The sequence below is a fragment of the Rhizobacter sp. P3_C12 genome, from assembly GCF_056402735.1.
Map to the genome: position 1 here is coordinate 1 of NZ_JBFUGW010000053.1, position 18,786 is coordinate 18,786.

At 68.8% G+C, this 18,786-nt stretch carries 18 protein-coding genes; 13 read left to right on the top strand and 5 right to left on the bottom strand.

What is annotated here, in order from left to right:
- The coding region (locus AC1DXV_RS11215; RefSeq protein WP_477933586.1) for an ABC transporter substrate-binding protein at positions 1-752 on the bottom strand (752 nt) is incomplete at its 3' end.
- Between the two features lie 241 nt (positions 753-993).
- On the opposite strand from AC1DXV_RS11215, the gene AC1DXV_RS11220 reads away from it, so the two are divergent.
- Entirely contained in the window at positions 994-2,097 is a 1,104-nt protein-coding gene (locus AC1DXV_RS11220; protein ID WP_477864326.1) for a PDDEXK nuclease domain-containing protein, read from the top strand.
- A 4-nt stretch (positions 2,098-2,101) separates the two neighbouring features.
- Here AC1DXV_RS11220 and AC1DXV_RS11225 read toward each other — a convergent pair whose 3' ends face one another.
- Entirely contained in the window at positions 2,102-3,166 is a 1,065-nt protein-coding gene (locus AC1DXV_RS11225) for a substrate-binding domain-containing protein (RefSeq protein WP_477933587.1), read from the bottom strand.
- 249 nt (positions 3,167-3,415) lie between these two features.
- On the opposite strand from AC1DXV_RS11225, the gene AC1DXV_RS11230 reads away from it, so the two are divergent.
- A complete protein-coding gene (locus AC1DXV_RS11230) occupies positions 3,416-4,459 on the top strand; it encodes an RHS repeat domain-containing protein (protein WP_477864323.1) in 1,044 nt (347 codons plus the stop codon).
- Complete coding sequence (locus AC1DXV_RS11235) at positions 4,437-4,781, top strand: DUF4288 domain-containing protein (protein WP_477864322.1); 345 nt, start codon at positions 4,437-4,439, stop codon at positions 4,779-4,781. The genes AC1DXV_RS11230 and AC1DXV_RS11235 overlap by 23 nt, the downstream gene beginning before the upstream one ends.
- Before the next feature lie 2 nt (positions 4,782-4,783).
- Here the strand turns inward: AC1DXV_RS11235 and AC1DXV_RS11240 are convergent, their stop codons facing one another.
- The 3 genes from AC1DXV_RS11240 to AC1DXV_RS11250 all read right to left on the bottom strand — a co-directional run bounded on the left by AC1DXV_RS11240 (position 4,784) and on the right by AC1DXV_RS11250 (position 6,230).
- A complete protein-coding gene (locus tag AC1DXV_RS11240) occupies positions 4,784-5,365 on the bottom strand; it encodes a hypothetical protein (protein ID WP_477864321.1) in 582 nt (193 codons plus the stop codon).
- 50 nt (positions 5,366-5,415) lie between these two features.
- Complete coding sequence (locus AC1DXV_RS11245; RefSeq protein ID WP_477864320.1) at positions 5,416-5,688, bottom strand: hypothetical protein; 273 nt, start codon at positions 5,686-5,688, stop codon at positions 5,416-5,418.
- Positions 5,689-5,780: 92 nt separating this feature from the next.
- Positions 5,781-6,230, bottom strand: a complete 450-nt coding sequence (locus AC1DXV_RS11250) for a DUF2726 domain-containing protein (RefSeq protein ID WP_477933589.1) — start codon at positions 6,228-6,230, stop codon at positions 5,781-5,783.
- A gap of 247 nt (positions 6,231-6,477) precedes the next feature.
- On the opposite strand from AC1DXV_RS11250, the gene AC1DXV_RS11255 reads away from it, so the two are divergent.
- The 10 genes from AC1DXV_RS11255 to AC1DXV_RS11300 all read left to right on the top strand — a co-directional run bounded on the left by AC1DXV_RS11255 (position 6,478) and on the right by AC1DXV_RS11300 (position 18,785).
- Positions 6,478-7,488, top strand: coding sequence for an EpsD family peptidyl-prolyl cis-trans isomerase (locus AC1DXV_RS11255; RefSeq protein WP_477933591.1), 1,011 nt, complete (start codon positions 6,478-6,480; stop codon positions 7,486-7,488).
- Between the two features lie 29 nt (positions 7,489-7,517).
- Entirely contained in the window at positions 7,518-8,411 is an 894-nt protein-coding gene (gene epsE / locus AC1DXV_RS11260) for a polysaccharide export protein EpsE (protein ID WP_477933593.1), read from the top strand.
- Between the two features lie 55 nt (positions 8,412-8,466).
- On the top strand, positions 8,467-9,936 hold the full coding sequence (epsF, locus tag AC1DXV_RS11265) for a chain length determinant protein EpsF (protein WP_477933595.1): 1,470 nt from the start codon (positions 8,467-8,469) through the stop codon (positions 9,934-9,936).
- Between the two features lie 24 nt (positions 9,937-9,960).
- Entirely contained in the window at positions 9,961-10,842 is an 882-nt protein-coding gene (locus tag AC1DXV_RS11270; protein WP_477864315.1) for a polysaccharide biosynthesis tyrosine autokinase, read from the top strand.
- 91 nt (positions 10,843-10,933) lie between these two features.
- Positions 10,934-11,776: an exosortase B gene (gene xrtB / locus AC1DXV_RS11275; protein WP_477864314.1), complete on the top strand. Its 843-nt coding sequence runs from the start codon at positions 10,934-10,936 to the stop codon at positions 11,774-11,776.
- Complete coding sequence (epsI, locus tag AC1DXV_RS11280; protein WP_477864313.1) at positions 11,773-12,513, top strand: exosortase-associated protein EpsI, B-type; 741 nt, start codon at positions 11,773-11,775, stop codon at positions 12,511-12,513. Before xrtB ends, epsI begins: the two co-directional genes overlap by 4 nt.
- A gap of 10 nt (positions 12,514-12,523) precedes the next feature.
- On the top strand, positions 12,524-13,468 hold the full coding sequence (locus AC1DXV_RS11285; protein ID WP_477864312.1) for a glycosyltransferase family 2 protein: 945 nt from the start codon (positions 12,524-12,526) through the stop codon (positions 13,466-13,468).
- Between the two features lie 10 nt (positions 13,469-13,478).
- Complete coding sequence (locus tag AC1DXV_RS11290; RefSeq protein ID WP_477864311.1) at positions 13,479-14,813, top strand: hypothetical protein; 1,335 nt, start codon at positions 13,479-13,481, stop codon at positions 14,811-14,813.
- On the top strand, positions 14,800-16,056 hold the full coding sequence (locus AC1DXV_RS11295) for a glycosyltransferase family 4 protein (protein WP_477864310.1): 1,257 nt from the start codon (positions 14,800-14,802) through the stop codon (positions 16,054-16,056). The genes AC1DXV_RS11290 and AC1DXV_RS11295 overlap by 14 nt, the downstream gene beginning before the upstream one ends.
- Positions 16,053-18,785, top strand: coding sequence for an oligosaccharide flippase family protein (locus AC1DXV_RS11300; protein WP_477864309.1), 2,733 nt, complete (start codon positions 16,053-16,055; stop codon positions 18,783-18,785). Before AC1DXV_RS11295 ends, AC1DXV_RS11300 begins: the two co-directional genes overlap by 4 nt.
- The last annotated feature ends 1 nt before the right edge of the window (position 18,786 follow it).

Genomic DNA, 18,786 nt, shown 5'->3' on the forward strand with positions numbered 1-18,786 from the left:
AACCAGTACAGCTTCGGGCTGTCGGGGCCGATCACGAACGGCGCCGAGAACGACATGAAATGGAACATGCCCTGGGCACCGACCTTCAGGTGCATCGACAGGCCGTGATCGGGCTCGCCATCGCCGTTGAGGTCCTTGCCGTCGAAGTACTCCGCCACGTCGCGGAACTGCGCCCAGGTCTTCGGCACGTCGAGCACGTAGCCGTACTTCTGACGGAAGGCCGCGCGGTGCTGCGGGTCCTCGAGGAGGTCGCGCCGGTAGTACATGACCTGGCCGTCGTGGTCGTTGGCCACCATGTACTTCCTGCCGGCATACGACAGCAGGCTGCGCGGTGCGGGCAGCACGTCGTCGAGGCTCCAGGCCGGGAAGCGCGGGTCCTTGAAGTACTTGTCGTACGACAGGATGTAGTCGCCGGCCACCAGTTCACCGAGCCACCAGGCCCCGGCGTACGAGGCGTCGTACTTGCCGGCGTGGGTGGTGAGGTCGGACATGAAGGTGGGGAAGAGATCCTGGTGCGTGAGCTGGACCAGGTTGAGCCGGGCGCCGGTGGCGGCCTCGAACTCGGCCCGGAGTTCGCCCAGAGCGCCCTCGTTGGCCTCCTTGATGATCAGCATCGTGACGGTCTGTCCGGCGAACGGACAGCGGCCGGGCTGGCAAGGGGGGACGACCCGCGGCGGGACGATGTCGCCGACGTTCACCGTCGAGGCCTTGTAGACCTCGGTCTTCGGTTTGGCTTCCTGTGCTGTCGCCATGGGCGTCGCCATGGCCGTTGCCGCGAACACCGCGATCAGCAATGCTGTCCACCTCGCTGTTGCGCACATGGCCGTCTCCTGGGGGTTGCCGGCACGGTCCATTCTGCGCCGCCGCACGGCTGCCGTGTGCCGTTTCGTGGCCGAAGCGCGTTGGACCGGCCAAGACGACTGCGCGGAATGCTCTGCCATGAGCGGCCCTTTTGAGTTTCGTTTCCCAGTACGCCGATGGTTAGCATCAGGCATGAGCGAACTCAGCCCCGCGAATCCCGATGAAAGCCTGCACTACGGCGGCATCCACGGCGACATCGTCGCCCTGCTCGAGGCTGCCCGCCATGCAGCCGCGCGCAGTGTCAACGCGCTGATGACGGCGAGCTACTGGGAAATCGGCCGGCGCATCGTCGATTTCGAGCAGGGCGGCCAAGGTCGGGCCGCGTATGGCGAAGCCTTGATCGAGCGCTTGTCCACAGATCTGACAGCCCGCTTCGGACGCGGATTCAGTCGTCAGAACTTGCAGCAGATGCGCCAGTTCTATTTGACGTGGCCTGCGGATCGGATTCGCCAGACAGTGTCTGGCGAATCCGGCGTGGCCCATTCCTTCCCTCTTCCCTGGTCGGCCTATGTGCGCCTGCTGTCCGTCAAGAATCCTCTGGCCCGCGCCTTCTACGAAACCGAAGCGCTGCGCGGCGGCTGGTCGGTGCGCCAGCTGGACCGCCAGATCGGCAGTCAGTTCTACGAGCGCACGGCTCTGTCGCGCAACAAGGCTTCGATGCTGCAGAAGGCAGGGCCCGCCGAGCCCGGCGACCTCGTCACGCCCGAGCAAGCCATCAAGGACCCGTTCGTCCTGGAGTTCCTTCAACTCAAGGACGAGTACTCCGAATCGGATCTGGAAGATGCGCTGATCCAGCACCTGGCCGACTTTCTGCTGGAACTGGGCGACGACTTTGCCTTCGTCGGACGCCAGCGCCGCCTGCGCATCGACGACAGCTGGTTCCGGATCGATCTGTTGTTCTTCCACCGTCGGCTCAGGTGCCTGGTGGTCATTGACCTGAAGGTCGGCAAGTTCACCTATGCCGACGCGGGCCAGATGCACTTGTACTTGAACTATGCCCGCGAGCATTGGATGAAACCTGGAGAGAATCCGCCCGTCGGCTTGATCCTCTGCGCAGAGAAGGGCGCTGCCGAAGCGCATTACGCGTTGGAAGGGTTGCCCAACACTGTGCTCGCGGCGGAGTATCAGACCGTGCTGCCCGACGAGAAGCTGCTGGCTCAGGAACTCGACCGGACGCGCCAGGAGCTGGATGCGCGACTTGCCGGGCAGCCCCCCACCGTTGGGGACACAGAGTGAAGGCTCAGATCTGCCCCTGCTGGTAGAACCCGCTCTCCACCAGCACCTGCTGCCAGTTCGCCTTGTTGACGAACACCGGCTTCAGCAGGTACGACGGCACCACCTTGACGCCGTTGTTGTAGGTCTTGGTGTCGTTGATGGTGGCCGGCTTGCCGTTCATGTACTCGTCGACCATCGAGGCCACGCGCACCGCCAGCTGCCGCGTGTCCTTGAAGACGGTCGACGACTGCTCGCCGCGCTGGATCGAGCGCACCGAGTTCAGCTCGGCATCCTGCCCCGTCACCACCGGCCACGGCTGCGCCGCGGTGCCGTAGCCCACGCCTTGCAGCGCGGTCAGCAGCTCGACGCTGGTGTTGTCGTTCGGCGAGAGGATCGCATCGAGGCGGCGCTTCGCGTACAGCGTCTTCAGCATCCCCTGCAGCCGCGCCTTCGCGATCGCGCCGCTCCATTGCGGCGTCGCCACCTCGGCCATCGCGACCTTGCCGGAGCCCACCGTCAGCGCGCCCGAATCGATGTACGGCTTCAGCACCGACAGCGCGCCGTTGTAGAAGAAGTGCGAGTTGTTGTCGTCGGCCGCGCCGGCGAACAGCTCGATCAGGCCCTTGCCGCCCTCGCGCAGCTTCAGCCGCGCCTCGATGTCGCGGCCCTGCAGCACGCCGACCTCGAAGTTGTCGAACGTGGCATAGGCGTCGACGTTGCCGCTGTCGCGGATCAGCCGGTCGTAGGCGATGACCTTCACGCCCTTCTTCGCGGCGGTGTCCAGCACGGCGGTGAACGCGCTGCTGTCGCTCGCGCCGATCACCACCACCTTCGCGCCGCCGTCCATCATCTTCAGGACCTGGCCCGGCTGGTCGGCGGCGTTGTTGACCGCGTACTGCAGGTCCACCGTGTAGTTGAGCCGGTTCAGCGTGCGCATCATGCTGAGCCCATCGTCGACCCAGCGTCGCGACGAGAAGGTCGGCATCGACACGCCGATCAGGCCCTTGCCGRCCGCGGCCGCACGGGCCACGCGAGAGGACGCCAGCAGGGCCGGCGCGGTGAGGGAAAGCAGGAGTCTTCTACGGTTCATGGCTTGTCTCGGTGGCTCCAGTCGAAGTGCTGGATGGCGCGCAAGGTAAGGTCGTACCGCCGTGTAACCGATCGAGGCAAACCCTGAGGGCGCGCGGCCGAGTGCAACGAATCGCACGCATGCGGTGCCGCGGTGCGCCGTAGTACGCGCAGCTACAGACCCGCTGGCCATCAGGGCCTTCTGCAAGATCCCTCACAGTGCCTGCAGAGACTTCCTGCCATCCAAGAACCACATGGAACAGGAAGGCCCATGAACATCAAGAAACTCTTTGCGACGGTGATGCTGGCGCTGCTGCAAGCCATCGGCGTTCAGCCGACGTCCGCCGAACCCAACCGGACGTTCACCTACGACAACGCCGGAAACACCCTCTCGGACGGCCGCAACTACACGGCGACCTACAACCTGAGAGGCCAGCTCGCGACCATCACGAAGGACGGCATCACAACCACCTACACCTACAACGCCGCCGGGCAGCGGGTGCGCAAGGCGAGCAGCAACGGGCCGGCCCACACGGTCGTCTTCATGTACGACAAGCAAGGCCACCTGCTCGGCGAGTACAACCACACGGGCGAGGCATTGCGCGAATACGTGTGGCTGCGCGACACGCCCATGGTGGTCTTCACGCCGGACCCCGCCAACCCGCGCGGCGACCCGCTCGTGTACTTCATTCACACCGATCACCTGGACACACCACGCGTGGTGGTCGACAGGAACAACGTGGTCCGCTGGCGGTGGATTTCGGAGCCCTTCGGGACGACGGCCCCCGAAACCAATCCGAGCGGCCTTGGCGACTTCACGTTCAACCTGCGGTTCCCCGGGCAGTATGCTGACCAGGAATCAGGGCTGGTCTACAACTACTTCAGGTACTACGACCGCCAGCAAGGTGGCTACACACAACCCGATCCCGTTGGGCTGGCGTCGGGCAGCCTGTCGCCCTATCCCTATGTTGATGGCAACCCGCTGACGCGCGTCGATCCGTTCGGCCTCCAAAGCGTCGACAGCCCCAATGCGACGCTGCACTCGGCCATCGCCAGAGGCGATGTGCGTCAGTTGGAGGCATTGTTGGAAGCCCTTGCTCCCGAAGAGCAGGTGCTTGCGAGAAACGCCATCGAGAAATTTTCGTCTCGAGCCGTGGATTGGATTGGACGAAACTGTCGCGGATCCATCAATCGAGAATTCCCCGACCAGTTCAGGAATCGAACGCTGAAGGAGATACTCGATCTGGCCAGGACCGGAGACAGCGCGGCGAAGAAGGCATGGAAGCTCATCAATGACAACCGATTCCGAAAATAGCGGTTCCTTGTTCGCAGCCAACCTGCTGTTTCGCTCGTCCCGAGATGGCGTGTTCGATGATGCGAACCTGTGGGAAGAGTCGCTCGTCCTGATCGAGGCTTCAAGTGCCAATGACGCCGAAGCGAAGGCCGCGCTGCTCGCCGTCCTGGCGGAGTCGTCCTATGTCGCGATGGACGGCACACGCGTCGCATGGACCTTCTTCAAGGTCGAGCGCGTATTCGAGATTTTCGATCAGCCTCTGCGCCATGGGTCGGAGTTGTTCTCCCGGTATTTGAGGCATGCTGAAGTCCAGAGCCTGCTCACGCCGTTCGAGGACCCGTGAACTCAGAAATAGTGCGTGTACATCAGCCCCACATGGTCGCCCTTGATCTTCGGCGCACCATCGCCGGTGGTGAAGTTCTCCTTCACGAATCGCAGCTTCACCGCCGAGTGCGGCGTGATCAGGAACTCGCCTTCGAGCACGCGGCCGGTGGCGTGCTTGTAGTTCTGGTTCAGCGCGCTCGCATCGCCGCTGCCGCGCAGCTTCGCGCCGAACACGAACTGCGCGCCGGCACCGAAGCGCAGGTTGTTCGTCACCGCAACCAGCCCCATCAGCTCGAGCGGAAAGCGCTGGAAGCGCAAGTGGCCGCCCGCGGCCTTGCGCCGGTCGAACTGGAAGCCCAGGTTCATCTGCAGCGCGAACGGCTCGGCCACCCAGTACTCGGCACCGGCGAACACCTGCAGGCCGCGGCCGGCGTCCATCTCGGCGCCCGAGCCCTCCACCAGGTTGTCGCCGCCCGCCGTGAGGCCGCCGCCCAGCGAGAGCTTCAACGGCCCGCCGCCATCGGCCGCATGGGCCGCCGGGGCTGCAGCCAACGCCAGTGCGGCGCAGAGGGTGGCCGCAGCCACCGATCGGAGTTCGGTCATGAGAGAGATCCTGTGCAATTTCCGGAACGACGGCGATCCATGCGGGGGCGTCACGGCGTGTCCCGCACGAACACCATCCCCATCACGCCGACCGACAGCGTGTGCCCGTTCACCGACGTGTACGACGCAACGCCGAGCGAGTGGTAGCTCGACACCAGCGCGGCCAGCGAGCCGATGCCCAGCACCTTCGCGAGCGCATTGCGTTCGCCGATCGCGGCGCGCACGCTGTCGCGGTGGCGCTCGGCCGACGGGTTCAGCACGGCGGCCAGCGCCAGCGTGGCGGCCACCAGGCCGAGGGCGGTGAAAAGTGAGCGTGATGACATGGCCACGGAAAAAAGTTCGGATCGGAACCGGCAAAAACGACCGGTGATTGTCGCCGCGACCGGCCCGCGCCCCGGAAAAGTCGTCCCGACGATCAGCCGGCCGCCCGCAGCACCGCCGTGCGCAGGTCGATCTCGCTCGGCACGCGCTTGAAACGCAGCACGCGGTAGCCGGCCGCGCTCAGCATGCCGTCACGCGCCGCCACCTCGGCGGCATCGCGGGCGTGGCTCGCCTCGTCGAGCTCGATCAGCGCCAGCACGTCGAACTCGCGGCTGCACACCACGAAGTTCGCGAACTGCCGCTCGAAGCGGCCGCGCGTCGAGCGGTGGCTCGCCGTCAGCAGCGCCGACAACGACACCTGCGCCAGCACCACCTGCTCCGGAAAGGCCTCGCACAGCCGCTGGAACATCGGCTGCTCCTGCTTGCCCAGCGGCCGCCGCGCCACCGGCGCCGCGCCCGGCTCGCGCGCCGCGCGGTTCTTCATCACGCCCAGCACGGCCAGGCCGGCCAACAGCAGCACCGTCACCACCAGCACGATCGTCATTCGCGAGCCCTTGCGTCGATTGCGGTGCGCCGATTGTGCGGGAGCCCCACCCATTCACGGGGGGTAGCCGGGCGTCACGAACTCGCGCCGGGTGTAACCAAGCTCCGCAATTGCAACCGGGAGGCGTGCACTGCGCCACATGGGCATCAGTCTTGCTCATACCGGATTCTGTTTTTGTCATATTGGTGCCTTCCCTGAGTCGCGTTCAATCGATCACGGCAGCGGGCGGCACGTGAGGAGAAGTCATTTGCCACATCCACGCATRCCCACGACCGTTCGACCCGTTCTGCGCGCCGGCCTYGTGCTGGGCTGCGCACTCGTGATGGCCGCCTGCGGCAGCAAGCGCGAAGGGGCGACCCAGGTGGCGGCGAAGGTGAACAAGGAAGAGATCTCGGTGCACCAGATCAACTTCCTGATGCAGCGCCAGGGCAACCTGAAGCCGGAGCAGGTCGAGACCGCGAGCCGCAAGACGCTCGACGCGCTGATCGACCAGGAACTCGCGCTGCAGGCCGCCAACGAGCAGCGCCTCGACCGCGATCCGCGCGTCGTGCAGGCCATCGAGGCCTCGCGGCGCGACATCCTCGCGCGCGCCTATGCCGAGCGGCTCGCCGAGAGCGCCGCGGTGCCCACCGAGAAGGACATCGCCGACTACTACAACGCCCACCCGGAGCTGTTCGCGCAGCGCCGCGTCTACGCGCTGGTGGAGACGGCCGTCGAGGCGACGCCGGCGCAGCAGCAGGCGCTGAAGCCGCAGCTCGATGCCGCGAAGAATGCCGACGAGGTGGCCGCCGCGCTGCGCGTCGCCGGCCTGCGCTTCGGCACGCGCCAGCTGACGCAGGGCGCCGACGCGCTGCCGATGCAGGCCGCCGCACCGATGACCACGCTGAAGGAAGGCCAGTCGCACGTGATCGCCGGGCCGCTCGGCGCGCGCATCCTGACCATCGTGTCGGTGAAGCCCGCCCCGCTGGCCGCACCCGAGGCGAAGAACGCGATCCAGCAGTACCTGCTGGTCGACCGCAAGCGCCAGGTGGTGGAGCAGCAGCTGAAGCAGCTGCGCGCCTCGGCCCGCATCGAGTACCAGGGCAAGTTCGCGCAGGCCGCAGGCGACGCACCGGCCGACGGCACGCCGCCGGTGGTCGTCACGACGCCGACCGCCGACGTGTCCGCGACCAGCGCCACCCCCGGCGCGGCCCCCGCCGCCTCGGGCAGCACGCTCGACGCGTCGTCCGTCAACAAGGGACTCTCCAACCTGAAGTGATGCAACAAACACCCTCGATGGCCATGACGATGAAACGCCTTGCCCAGCGCGCGATCGGTGCCGCCGCGCTGGTCGCACTCACGTGGGGAACCGCCCTCGCGCAAGCGCAGACAGCCCCCGCGCCCGCAACGACCGCGGCGGTGGTGAGCGGCAACGCCCCGGCGATCGCACCGGGCGTGGCACCCGACCCCCGGCCGCGCGAATACGTGATCGGCGCCGGCGACGTGCTGCGCGTCGCGGTCTACCAGAACCCCGATCTCGCGATCGAGACGCGCGTCTCCGACACCGGCCAGATCAGCTTCCCGCTGCTCGGACAGGTGACGGTGGGCGGCCTCACGGTGCCGCAGATCGAGAAGGCGCTGGCCGACGGCCTGCGCACCGGCAATTTCGTCAAGCAGCCGCAGGTGACGGTGCTGGTGACGCAGGTGCGCGGCAACCAGGCCTCGGCGCTCGGCATGGTCAACCGCCCGGGCCGTTTCCCGATCGACGTGAGCGGCAYGCGCCTGAGCGAGCTGCTCGCGCAGGCCGGCGGCATCGCCCCGGGCGGCAGCGATGTTGTCATCTTGACCGGTATCCGCAACGGGCAGCCCTACCGCCTTCAGGTCGATATTGCCGCACTATTTGCAAGCGGTGCCCAGAGCCAGGATCCGGTGGTGCTGAACGGCGACACGCTGTACGTCGAGCGCATGCCCACCGTTTACATCTATGGCGAAGTGCAACGGCCCGGCGCGATCCGCCTCGAGATCAACATGACGCTGATGCAGGCGCTTGCCAGCGGCGGCGGCCTGACCCAGCGCGGCACGACGCGCGGGCTGCGCGTGCACCGGCGCAACGGCGAAGGCCGCGTCGAGGAACTGCAGCCCGGGATGAACGACACGCTGCAGAACGGCGACGTGATCTACATCCGCGAGAGCCTGTTCTGAGCCGGCTCCAAGACCACAAGAAACCACCACCACCTCCCACACTGCGAGCCTCGCCATGTCCTTCTCGCAATTCATGTCCATCCTGCGGGCCCGCTGGAAAGCGGCGCTCGCGAYGCTGCTGCTGACCCTCGGCACCGCGCTCGCGTTGAGCCTGCTGCTGCCGAAGAAGTACACCGCCAGCGCGGCCCTCGTGATCGACGTCAAGTCGCCCGACCCGATCGCCGGCATGGTGCTCGCCGGCATGATGACGCCGGGCTACATGTCGACCCAGGTCGACATCATCACCAGCGACCGCGTGGCCCAGCGCGTGGTGCGCGACATGAAGCTGAACCAGAACGCCGAGAGCCGCGCGAAGTGGCTCGACGCCACCGACGGCAACGGCGAGTTCGAGGCCTGGCTGGCCGAGGCGCTGCAGAAGCACCTGGACGTCAAGCCCTCGCGCGAGAGCAACGTGCTGAACGTCAGCTACACCTCGCCCGACCCGAAGTTCAGCGCCGCGCTGGCCAACGCCTTCGTGCAGGCCTACATCGACACCAACCTCGACCTGCGCGTCGATCCGGCCAAGCAGTACAGCAGCTTCTTCGACACTCGCGCGAAGGAGCTGCGCGAATCGCTCGAGAAGGCGCAGGCCAAGCTGTCGACCTACCAGAAGGAGAAGGGCCTGGTGTCGACCGACGAACGCTTCGACGTCGAGAACGCCAAGCTGAACGAACTGTCGACGCAGCTGATCACGCTGCAGGCGCTGAGCGCCGAATCGACCAGCCGCCAGCAGCAGGCCGCGCTGTCGCCGAACCAGCTGCCCGACGTGATCAACAACCCGGTGGTGGGCGGCCTGCGCGCCGACCTGTCGCGCCAGGAGGCCCAGCTGCAGCAGCTGAGCACGCGGCTGGGCGACGCCAACCCGCAGGTGCTGGAGCTGAAGGCCAACATCACCGAGCTGCGCTCGCGCTACGACGCCGAGGTGCGCCGCGTCAGCAGCAGCATGGGCGTGAACAACAACATCAACAAGGCGCGCGAGGCCGATGTGCGCGCCGCGCTCGAAGCGCAGCGCAGCAAGGTGCTGAAGCTGAAGGACCAGCGCGACGAATCCCAGGTGCTGCAGCGCGACCTCGAGGCCGCGCAGCGCGCCTACGACGCGGTCGGCGCGCGGCTGACGCAGACCAGCCTGGAAAGCCAGAACAACCAGACCAACATCTCGGTGCTGACGCGCGCGTCGGTGCCGGCCCGCCACTCGTCGCCGCGGCTGCTGCTGAACATGCTGGTCGCGGTGTTCCTCGGCGGCATGCTGGCGGTGGGCATCGCGCTGCTGCGCGAACTGATCGACCGCCGCGTGCGCAGCCCGGAAGACCTGGTGCGCACCATCGGCCTGCCGGTGATCGGCAGCATTCCGCAGCCGATGCGCAAGCGGCTGCTGGGCGGCAAGCAGCGCTTCGTGCTGCCGCAACGGGTGCTGGCGCGGCTGCCGGGTGCTTCCACGAAACTGGCCGTCGCCAACGGCAGCGGCAACGGCATGAGAGGGCGCTGAGCCATGGCGAACATGAGAGACGGAATGGCCAGTGTCGGCGGCGGGGGCGGCGCGCAAGAGGGCCAGCAGCTGCACGACCGCAGCATCGGCGACATCATTGCCGACCTGAAGAACCTGTCGTCGCAGCAGGTCGAGACGGTGCTGGCCTACCAGCGCCAGCACCGGCTGCGCTTCGGCGAGGCGGCGGTGGCGCTCGGCTTCGCGAGCGACGACGACGTGCTGTACGCGCTGTCGCAGCAGTTCCACTACCCGTACGCACCCGAGGAGCGGCGCGACCTGAGCCGCGAACTGGTGGCCGCGGTGCAGCCGTTCAGCCAGCAGGCCGAAGCGTTCCGCGCGATCCGCAGCCAGCTGATGATGCGGCTGTTCTCGGCCAACGAGCCGAAGCGGGCGCTCGCGATCGTCAGCCCCGACCCGGGCGACGGCAAGACCTTCTTCGCGGCCAACCTGGCGGTCACGCTGGCGCAGCTGGGCGGGCGCACGCTGCTGGTCGATGCCGACATGCGCGGCCCGCGCCAGCACGAGGTGTTCGCGGTGGCAAACGGTGCCGGGCTGTCGAACGTGCTGAGCGGCCGCAAGGAAACCAACGTGATCCACCAGGTGCCGGACCTGCCGAGCCTGTTCCTGCTGCCGGTGGGCGTGACGCCGCCGAACCCGCTGGAGCTGGTGGAGCGGCCGGCCTTCAAGCTGCTGCTGCGCGAGCTGCTGTCGAAGTTCGACCACGTGCTGGTCGACACGCCGGCCGCGTCGTACGGTGCCGACGCCGGCGTGATCGCGGCGCGCTGCGGCTCGGCGCTGGCGATCGCGCGCAAGAACCAGTGCCACATGAACGGCCTGCAGGACCTGGTCAGCAGCCTCGCGGAAAGCCCCGCCAAGCTGGCCGGCGTGGTCTTGAACGATTACTGAAGAAATGACGCCCCCCCCGAAGCGCTCCGCGCCTCCCCCCGAGGGGGCGCCACCAGTGGCCCGGCAAAGCCGGTACCACGGTGGCCGCTCGATGGCAGCCTGGCTGACGCCATGGCTGTTGCCGGCCGCGGGGCTGGTGGCGATGTACGGCCCGAGCTTCTTCGACCTGCTGAACGGCATCTGGCGCTCCGACGAGCAGGGCCACGGCCCGATCGTGCTCGGCATCTCGATCTGGCTGCTGGTGCGCGCGTGGCCGGCCGCGATGTCGATGCCCGGCGACCGGCCGCGGCCGCTGATCGCGTGGCCGCTGCTGCTGGTCGGCGCGTTGTCGTATGCGCTCGGGCGCTCGCAGGGCATCCTGATCCTCGAGATCGGCTCGCTGCTGTGGATGCTGGTCGGCCTCGCGCTGCTGCTGCGCGGCCCCGGCGCGCTGAAGCGCCTGTGGTTCCCGCTGTTCTTCATGCTCTTCATGATCCCGCTGCCGGGCACGCTGGTGGATGCGCTGACGCAGCCGATGAAGCTCGCGGTGTCGTTCGTCGCCGAGAACATCCTGTACCGCATCGGCTACCCGATCAGCCGCACCGGCGTGATCCTGCAGATCGGCCAGTACCAGCTGCTGGTGGCCGATGCCTGCGCCGGGCTGCACACGCTGTTCACGCTCGAGGCGCTCGGGCTGCTCTACCTGAACCTGGTGCGGCATGCGTCGGTGTTCCGCAACGTCGCGCTCGCGATCCTGATCGTGCCGATCAGCTTCTGCGCCAACGTGATCCGCGTGATGGTGCTGACGCTGATCACCTACCACTTCGGYGACGAGGCCGGCCAGGGCTTCCTGCACGGCTTCGCCGGGCTGGTGCTGTTCATGGCAGCGCTGCTGCTGATCACCGCCACCGATTCGCTGCTGCGGCTCGGCGTGCGGCACAAGGCGGCGGCATGAGCGCGGCCTTCGTTCCCAGCTGGAAGGGCGCTGCGGCGGCACTGGCGCTGATGCTGGGAGCCGTGGTGCTCGCCCAGGCCTTCACGCCGCGCGCGCGGCTGGCGGCGCTGAGCAGCGACCTGAAGCTCGAGACCGCGATCCCGCGCACCTTCGCCGGCTGGCGCGTCGACAACGGCACCGTCGCGCAGGTCATCAACCCGCAGCAGGTCGCGCTGCTGAACACGCTGTATGCGCAGACGCTGACGCGCACCTACGTCGGCCCGGCCGGCGAGCGGGTGATGCTGTCGATCGCCTACGGCGCAGCCCAGGCCGGCGAACTGGAGCTGCACCGTCCCGAGGTCTGCTACGTGGCGCAGGGGTTCCAGATCCGCGGCGGCGGCCATGCCGCGCTGCAGGCCGACGCGACGCGCGTGCCGGTGCAGCGGCTGCTCGCCAGGCTCGGGCCGCGCAGCGAGCCGATCAGCTACTGGATGCGCGTCGGCGACGACGTGATCCCGTCCGGCATGCAGCAGCAGGTGTCGCGCTTGAAGCAGGGCATGCGCGGCTGGATCCCGGACGGCCTGCTGTTCCGCGTCTCGACGATCGCGAGCGACACCGCGCCGGCCTATGCGATGCAGGAGCGCTTCATGGCCGACCTGCTGCAGTCGGTCGACCCGCGCACGCGGCGCTTCCTGATCGGCCCGGTGAGCCCGTCGCACAGCCCGGCCGACGCCAGCGTCGCCGCCACCGCCCCGTGAGCGCCTGCCCATGAACCCGCCCGACGTCTCGGTCGTCATCGTCAACTACAACGGCCTGCGCTTCCTGCCCGACTGCCTGGACACCGCGCGTGCGGCGTTCACGCGCCACAGCGCCGAGATCATCGTGATCGACAACGCGTCGGTCGACGGCAGCCAGGAATTCCTGCGCACGCGGCCCGACATCCGCTACATCGAATCGAGCGAGAACCTCGGCTTCACCGGCGGCAACAACCGCGCCGCTGCCGAGGCGCGCGGCCGCGTGCTGCTGCTGCTGAACAACGACACGCGCTGCGACGGCAGCCTCGATGCGCTGGTCGACGAGGCGTTGCAGCCCACGGTCGGCGTGGCCGGCTGCCACCTGGTGTACGGCGACGGGCGGCTGCAGTTCTCGGTCGGCTTCGAGCACACGCCGGCGCGCATCGCGCTGTCGTGGCTCGGGCTCGAGAAGCAGTGGCGCACGCCCGACGTGTTCCGCCGCGTGCAGACGCGCCCGGCGTTCTATGCGCAGTCGAACCCGTCGGTCGACTGGGTCTCCGGCGCGTGCCTGGCGACGCGGCGCGAGGTGTGGGAGCGGCTCGGCGGCCTCGACGATGCCTTCTTCATGTACTGCGAGGACGTCGACTACGGCCGCCGCGTGCGCCAGCTGGGCCTGCGCGCCAGCTACCGCGCCGACGTGACCGTCACGCACTACGAAGGCGCGGGCAAGGCCTGGGCCGGCCGCGCCACCGTGCTGCGCACGCTGCGCTCGTACCTGCTGTTCGTCACCAAGCACTTCGGGCGCGGCGCGGCCTCGCGGCTCGCGCTGTCGCTCGGCGTGGTGTTCTCGGCGAAGGCGCTGGCGCATGCCGGCCGCGCCGTGCTGTCGCAGAACGCCGAGCGCCGCGCACTGCAGCGCGACAAGCGCAACGGCTACTTCAACGCGGCGCAGCAGTCGTTCGCTGCGTGGTGGAAATGAGGGGTCCACGATGAGAGCGGCCGGCCGCCTCCTCTGCCTGATCGCCTTCGTGTCGCTGCTGTCGCAGTTCGGCAAGACGCTGCTCGGCATGGCGCACGCGCCCAACATCATCCCGCCGCTGCGCGACGGGCTGCTGCTGCTGCTGGTGCTGTTCGCGATCAGCCGCACCGATGTCTTCAAGGCGCGCGGCTTCTACCTGTGGGCGCTGCTGTGCATCGCGACGATCTCGGCCACGGTGTTCGTCGCCGCGTTCGACGACCGCCACATCCCCGGCCTGTACTACGCCCGCATCTACCTGCTGCCGCTGCTGTTCGCGGTGGCGCTCGAAGGCATCGTGCTGCGCGCGAGCGACGACGACGTGCGCGCGCTGCTGCGCATGAGCTTCTGGTGCGGCCTGCTGGTCGTGTTCACCGCATTCGGCATCTTCGCCGCGGTCGAGCTGAGCCCGCGCCTGCTGCGCACGCTGATGGGCGACGACACCGGCACCGGCCCGCTCGCGAGCGCCTGGTACATCGCCGGCGGCACCTGGCTGCGCATGGGCCTGCCGGCCACCGGGCCGAACTCGCTGGGCCTCGCGCTCGGGCTGTATGCGCTGCTGGTCGGCGGCCTGCTGTTCTCGCGCAAGCCGCGCCCGCTGCCGAGCCTCATCGTGGTGGCGGCCCTGGTGCTCGCGCTGCTCGCGGTCGCCCTCACCTTCTCGCGCAGCAGCTGGCTCGCGATCATGCTGGGCACCCTGGCGCTGGTGCTGGCCTGCGTGCCCGGCGGCGTGCTGTTCAGCCCGGCCAACCTGACGCGCATGGTGCTGGCCGGCGCGGTCTCGGTCGCGCTGATGGGTGTCGCGCTGCTGCTGCTCGACAGCTACAGCGACGGCGCCGTCAGCCGCTGGGCGCTGCTCAACTTCAGCGGCACCGACCCGTCGATGGTCGGCCACCACAAGTCCTTCGTCGTCGCGATCGAATCGCTGGACGACTACGCCTGGCTTGGCTACCCGAAGGGCACCGTCGGCGCGCGCGCGGCCCTGTTCGGCGGCACGCTCTACAACGTCGAGAACAGCTTCCTCGCGGTGTTCTTCGACATGGGGCTGCCGCTGGGCAGCCTCTTCATGCTGTCGATCGCCGGCATCCTGTCGGGCCTGTGGGTGCACCGCAGCCAGTGGTCGGTGCTGATCGGCTTCACGGTCTGCGCGTTCTTCCTGCCGTACAACTTCGAGCCCGACATCGTCGTGTTCTTCCTGTTCGTCTTCACGCTGCTCGGCCGTTTCATGCAGGGCCATGCCGCCGTCTTCGCGCCGCCTCGTGCGCCTTCGCTGTACCAGTCCACCCTCGCCACGCATGAACTTGCCTGAATCGCCGGCTCCCGCGGCGACGGCCGCCCCGGCCCCGCGCGTGCTGCTGCTCGCGCCCTTCCTCTACGGCGAAGCGTCCGCCAACGGCGGTGCCGCCCTCTGCTGGGCCCAGCTGAAGGAGCTGGCCGGCGTCGCGACGGTCGCGTTCCTCGGCTTCCGCGGCGCCGATGGCGATGAGCGCGAGACCCGCGACCTCGCGAGCCTGAAGACGCATTGCGCCGAGGTCGACAGCGTGCCGCTGCGGATCGAACGCAGCGTGGTGCTGCGCGCGCGGCTCGGCTCGTTCGCCTTCGGCGAGCCGGAGTTGGCGCGGCTGTGCCGCACGCCGGCGATGGAATCGGCCTTGCGCGCGATGCTGCTGCGCTTCCGCCCCGACGTGGTGTGGATCCAGTTCCCGCAGATGGCGCAATACGTCGAGCTGTGCGAGGGCGTTCCTTGTGTGATGGACGTGCAGGACGCGTACAGCCTGTCGGGCTTCCGCCAGGCGCAGCGCGCGCCCGGCCCGCGCAACTGGTTGAACTGGGTCGCCTGGGCGCGCTACGAGGCGCGCCACTACCCGCGCTTCGCCGCGGCGCTGACGCTGTCCGAACAGGATGCGCAGGTGCTGCAGGCGCTGAACCCGGCCACGCGCGCGTTGTCGATGGGCCTGCCGCTGGCCGACGAGCAGGTGCTGCAGCGTGCGCACGGCGCGGCGGTGGCGAACCAGGTCGGCTTCGCCGGCAGCTTCGGCCACCAGCCGAACCTGGAAGGCATGGCCTGGTTCCTGCGCGACATCTGGCCGCGCGTGCGCGAGCGCATGCCGCAGGCGCGCTTCGTCGTCGCCGGCCGCAACCCGCCGGCCACGCTGACGGCGCAGGCCGGCGACGGCAGCGGCGTCGAGTTCAGCGGCTTCGTGCCCGACATCCATGCGTTCTACGCGAGCAACAGCGTCACCGTGGTGCCGCTGGTCAGCGGCGGCGGCGTGAAGATCAAGACGGTGGAGGCGATGCTCGCCGGCTCGGCGGTCGTGTCCACGCGCATCGGCGTCGAGGGCACCGGCGCGCTCGACGGCTGCCATGCGATGGTGGCCGATGAAGCACAGGCCTTTGCCGACCACATCGTGCGCGTGCTGTCGGACGATGCGCTGCGCGCGCGGCTGTCGGAGGCGGCGCGCCAGCATGCCGGCGTCGCGTTCTCGGCCAGCTCGTGGCGCGAGCGCGTGCTGGCGACGGTCAAGGCTTCGCTGAGCGAGGTCGCCGCATGAGCAATGTGCCGTTGGATTCGCAGCACAAGATGTCGGCCACGCGCGGCACGATGTGGGCCTACGTGCAGAACTGGGCCGCACGCGGCATCACCTTCGTCGTGTTCTTCGCGCTCGCCCGCCTGCTCGGCCCGGCCGAGTTCGGCGCGTTCGCGGTCGCGATGGTGTTCCTCACGCTCGGCGAGATCTTCGTCGAGCAGCTGTTCGGCCATGCGCTCGTGCAGCGCGCGGCGCTGAGCCCCGGGCACATCAACGCCGCGTTCTGGACCACGATGGCCTGCGGCCTCGTGCTCGCGCTGCTGGCGTTGACCTGCGCGCCGCTGTTCGCGCGCGCCTTCGACAGCCCCGGCATCCAGCCGGTGATCATGGCGCTGTCGCCGGTGTTCGTGCTGATGGCGCTGTCGGCGGTGCCGGCCGGCCTGCTGCGCCGCTCGCTCGACTACCGCACGCTGGCGCGCCGCACCGCCACCGCCAACCTGCTGAGCGGCGCGGTCGCGATCGTCGCGGCGCTGCTGGGGCTGGGCGTCTGGGCCTTCGTGCTGCAGCAGCTGTGCTTCCACGTCACCGGCACCGTGATCCTGTGGCGCCACGAAACCTGGCGCCCGCGCTGGGCCTTCGACCGCGGTGCGCTGCGCGATCTGTCGGGCTTCTCGGCACGCATCACCTTCGTCAAGCTGCTCGACCTGGCCGAGACGCGCGTGATCGAACTCGTCGTCGGCCGTCAGATGGGCCTCGCCCTGCTCGGCAACTACGCGCTCGCCGCGCGGGCACAGCTCGCCGCGACGCAGCTGCTCGCCGCGCCGCTGTGGGATGCGTCGATCTCGGTGTTCGCGCGCGCGCAGGTCAACCGCGAGGCCTTGCTCGATGCGATCGCCACGCGCTCGCTGATGGCGGCCACCTTCATCGTGCCGGCCTTCCTGCTGGCTGCCGGCTCGGGCGCGGTGCTGGTGCCGGCCGTGTTCGGCGGGCAGTGGCACGACGCGGTCGCGCCGTTCCAGATCCTGTGCCTGTTGGGTGCATTGCGCACCATCGCCTTGCTGTATTCGTCGGCCGTGCAAGCCACCGGTGCGGCCGGCGCGATGGTGCAGGTCGGGATCGTGCGTTGCACCTGCAGTTTCCTGGTATTGCCCTTGCTGTTGCCCTTCGGCCCCGCGGGCGTTGCCGCCAGCCTGTTGTTCGGCCAGATGGCGGCGGTGCCCATCATCTTCCGCGTCATCCGTCTCTCCCTGGAGATCCCCGCCATGCCCATCATCCGTCAGATCGCCAAGCCGGTGCTGGCCGCCGTCCTCGCCGCCGCCGTCGGCTTCGCCATCGCGAACTTCGCGCAGAGCCGCGTCCCCCCCGTCGTCGGATCGGTGGTGAGCCTGGGCATCAGCGCGGCGCTGTATGCGCTGCTGATCGTCGCGCTGATGCCGCGCGTGCTGCTGAAGCACGTGTCGCGGCTGCCCGGCACGGTGGGCGCGGCCGGCGTGCGCTTTCTCGAAGGCGTGGTGCGCCTGAACGACGGGATGATGGTGCGCGCCTATCGGTTGCTGATGCTGCTGGCGCGCCCCTTCTCGGCGCAACCGGCGAAACCGGGCGAGGTGGTGATCGTGATCGCCGATGCGTATTCGATGATCGGCTCGGTCGGCGACCAGGCGCTGGTCGGCGGGCTGACCTCGCTGCTGAAGCAGGCCGGCATCCGATCGGCCCGCGTGCTGTGCCGGCCCGGCGTGGACATGCCGGTCGGCGGCGACGTCGCCTTCACCGCGATGCCGCTGTGGGGCCGGCTCGGCCAGGCCGGCGCGGTCGCGAACGAACTCGCGAAGGCACGCGCGTTGATCGTGATCGGCGCCGACGTGCTGGACGGCTTCTACTCGCGCTTCGAATCGATGCTGCGGCTCGAGGTGGCCGGCTTCGCGGCACGCCGCGGCGTGCCGGCGATGGTGTGCAGCTTCAGCTTCAACGACCGGCCCGATCCGGCGATGGCCGGCGCGTTCCGCAAGCTGCCGCAGGGCGTCACGCTGCTGTGCCGCGATGCGGTGTCTCGCGAGCGGGTCGCGCAGCTGGTCGGCGAGCGCGTGAAGCTGACGGCCGACCTCGGCTTCCTGCTGGAGCCGTCGCCGGCGAGCGCGCTCGAGAGCAGCGTCGCCACCTGGCTGAAGGACGGTCCGCGTGCCAGCGGCCCGGTGATCGCGTGGAACCTGTCGCCGCATTCGCTGAAGCTGCTGACGGCCGCGCAGCGCGACCAGGCGGTGTCGGCCTCGGCCGCCGCGATCGCGCGGCTGGTCACCGAGCGCGACGCCCGCGTGGTGCTGGTGCCGCACGACTTCCGCCCGCACGCGAGCGACCCCGAGATGCTGGCCGACGTGTTCTCGCGGCTGCCGGCGGCGGTGCAGCCGCGCGTGCTGCTCGCGCAGGGCCCGTACACCGCGGCCGACGTGAAGCAGTGCTGCCAGCATTTCGACCTGGTGCTGACCGGCCGCATGCACCTGATGATCGCGACGCTGGGCCGCGACATCCCGGTGGTGGCCGTCGAATACCAGGGCAAGTTCGCCGGCGCGCTGCGCCATTTCGGGCTCGGCGCGGAATCGCTGCTGAGCCCGCTCGAGGTCTGCGATGCAGACAGCCTGTACCGCTGCGTCTGCGCGCGCCTGGACGCGCTGGACGTGACGCGCGCGCAGATCCGTGCGCGCCGCCCGGCGGTCGAGCAACTGGCCTCGGCGGCCCTCGCCGTTCAACTGGGAGCATGAG

What these genes read in the sequence shown, in the direction of transcription:
- AC1DXV_RS11220 (WP_477864326.1), top strand. Translation starts at nt 994, where the DNA reads ATGAGCGAACTCAGCCCCGCGAATCCCGATGAAAGCCTGCACTACGGC.
- AC1DXV_RS11230 (WP_477864323.1), top strand. Translation starts at nt 3,416, where the DNA reads ATGAACATCAAGAAACTCTTTGCGACGGTGATGCTGGCGCTGCTGCAA.
- AC1DXV_RS11235 (WP_477864322.1), top strand. Translation starts at nt 4,437, where the DNA reads ATGACAACCGATTCCGAAAATAGCGGTTCCTTGTTCGCAGCCAACCTG.
- AC1DXV_RS11240 (WP_477864321.1), bottom strand. Translation starts at nt 5,365, where the DNA reads ATGACCGAACTCCGATCGGTGGCTGCGGCCACCCTCTGCGCCGCACTG.
- AC1DXV_RS11245 (WP_477864320.1), bottom strand. Translation starts at nt 5,688, where the DNA reads ATGTCATCACGCTCACTTTTCACCGCCCTCGGCCTGGTGGCCGCCACG.
- AC1DXV_RS11250 (WP_477933589.1), bottom strand. Translation starts at nt 6,230, where the DNA reads ATGACGATCGTGCTGGTGGTGACGGTGCTGCTGTTGGCCGGCCTGGCC.
- AC1DXV_RS11270 (WP_477864315.1), top strand. Translation starts at nt 9,961, where the DNA reads ATGGCCAGTGTCGGCGGCGGGGGCGGCGCGCAAGAGGGCCAGCAGCTG.
- epsI (WP_477864313.1), top strand. Translation starts at nt 11,773, where the DNA reads ATGAGCGCGGCCTTCGTTCCCAGCTGGAAGGGCGCTGCGGCGGCACTG.
- AC1DXV_RS11285 (WP_477864312.1), top strand. Translation starts at nt 12,524, where the DNA reads ATGAACCCGCCCGACGTCTCGGTCGTCATCGTCAACTACAACGGCCTG.
- AC1DXV_RS11290 (WP_477864311.1), top strand. Translation starts at nt 13,479, where the DNA reads ATGAGAGCGGCCGGCCGCCTCCTCTGCCTGATCGCCTTCGTGTCGCTG.
- AC1DXV_RS11295 (WP_477864310.1), top strand. Translation starts at nt 14,800, where the DNA reads ATGAACTTGCCTGAATCGCCGGCTCCCGCGGCGACGGCCGCCCCGGCC.
- AC1DXV_RS11300 (WP_477864309.1), top strand. Translation starts at nt 16,053, where the DNA reads ATGAGCAATGTGCCGTTGGATTCGCAGCACAAGATGTCGGCCACGCGC.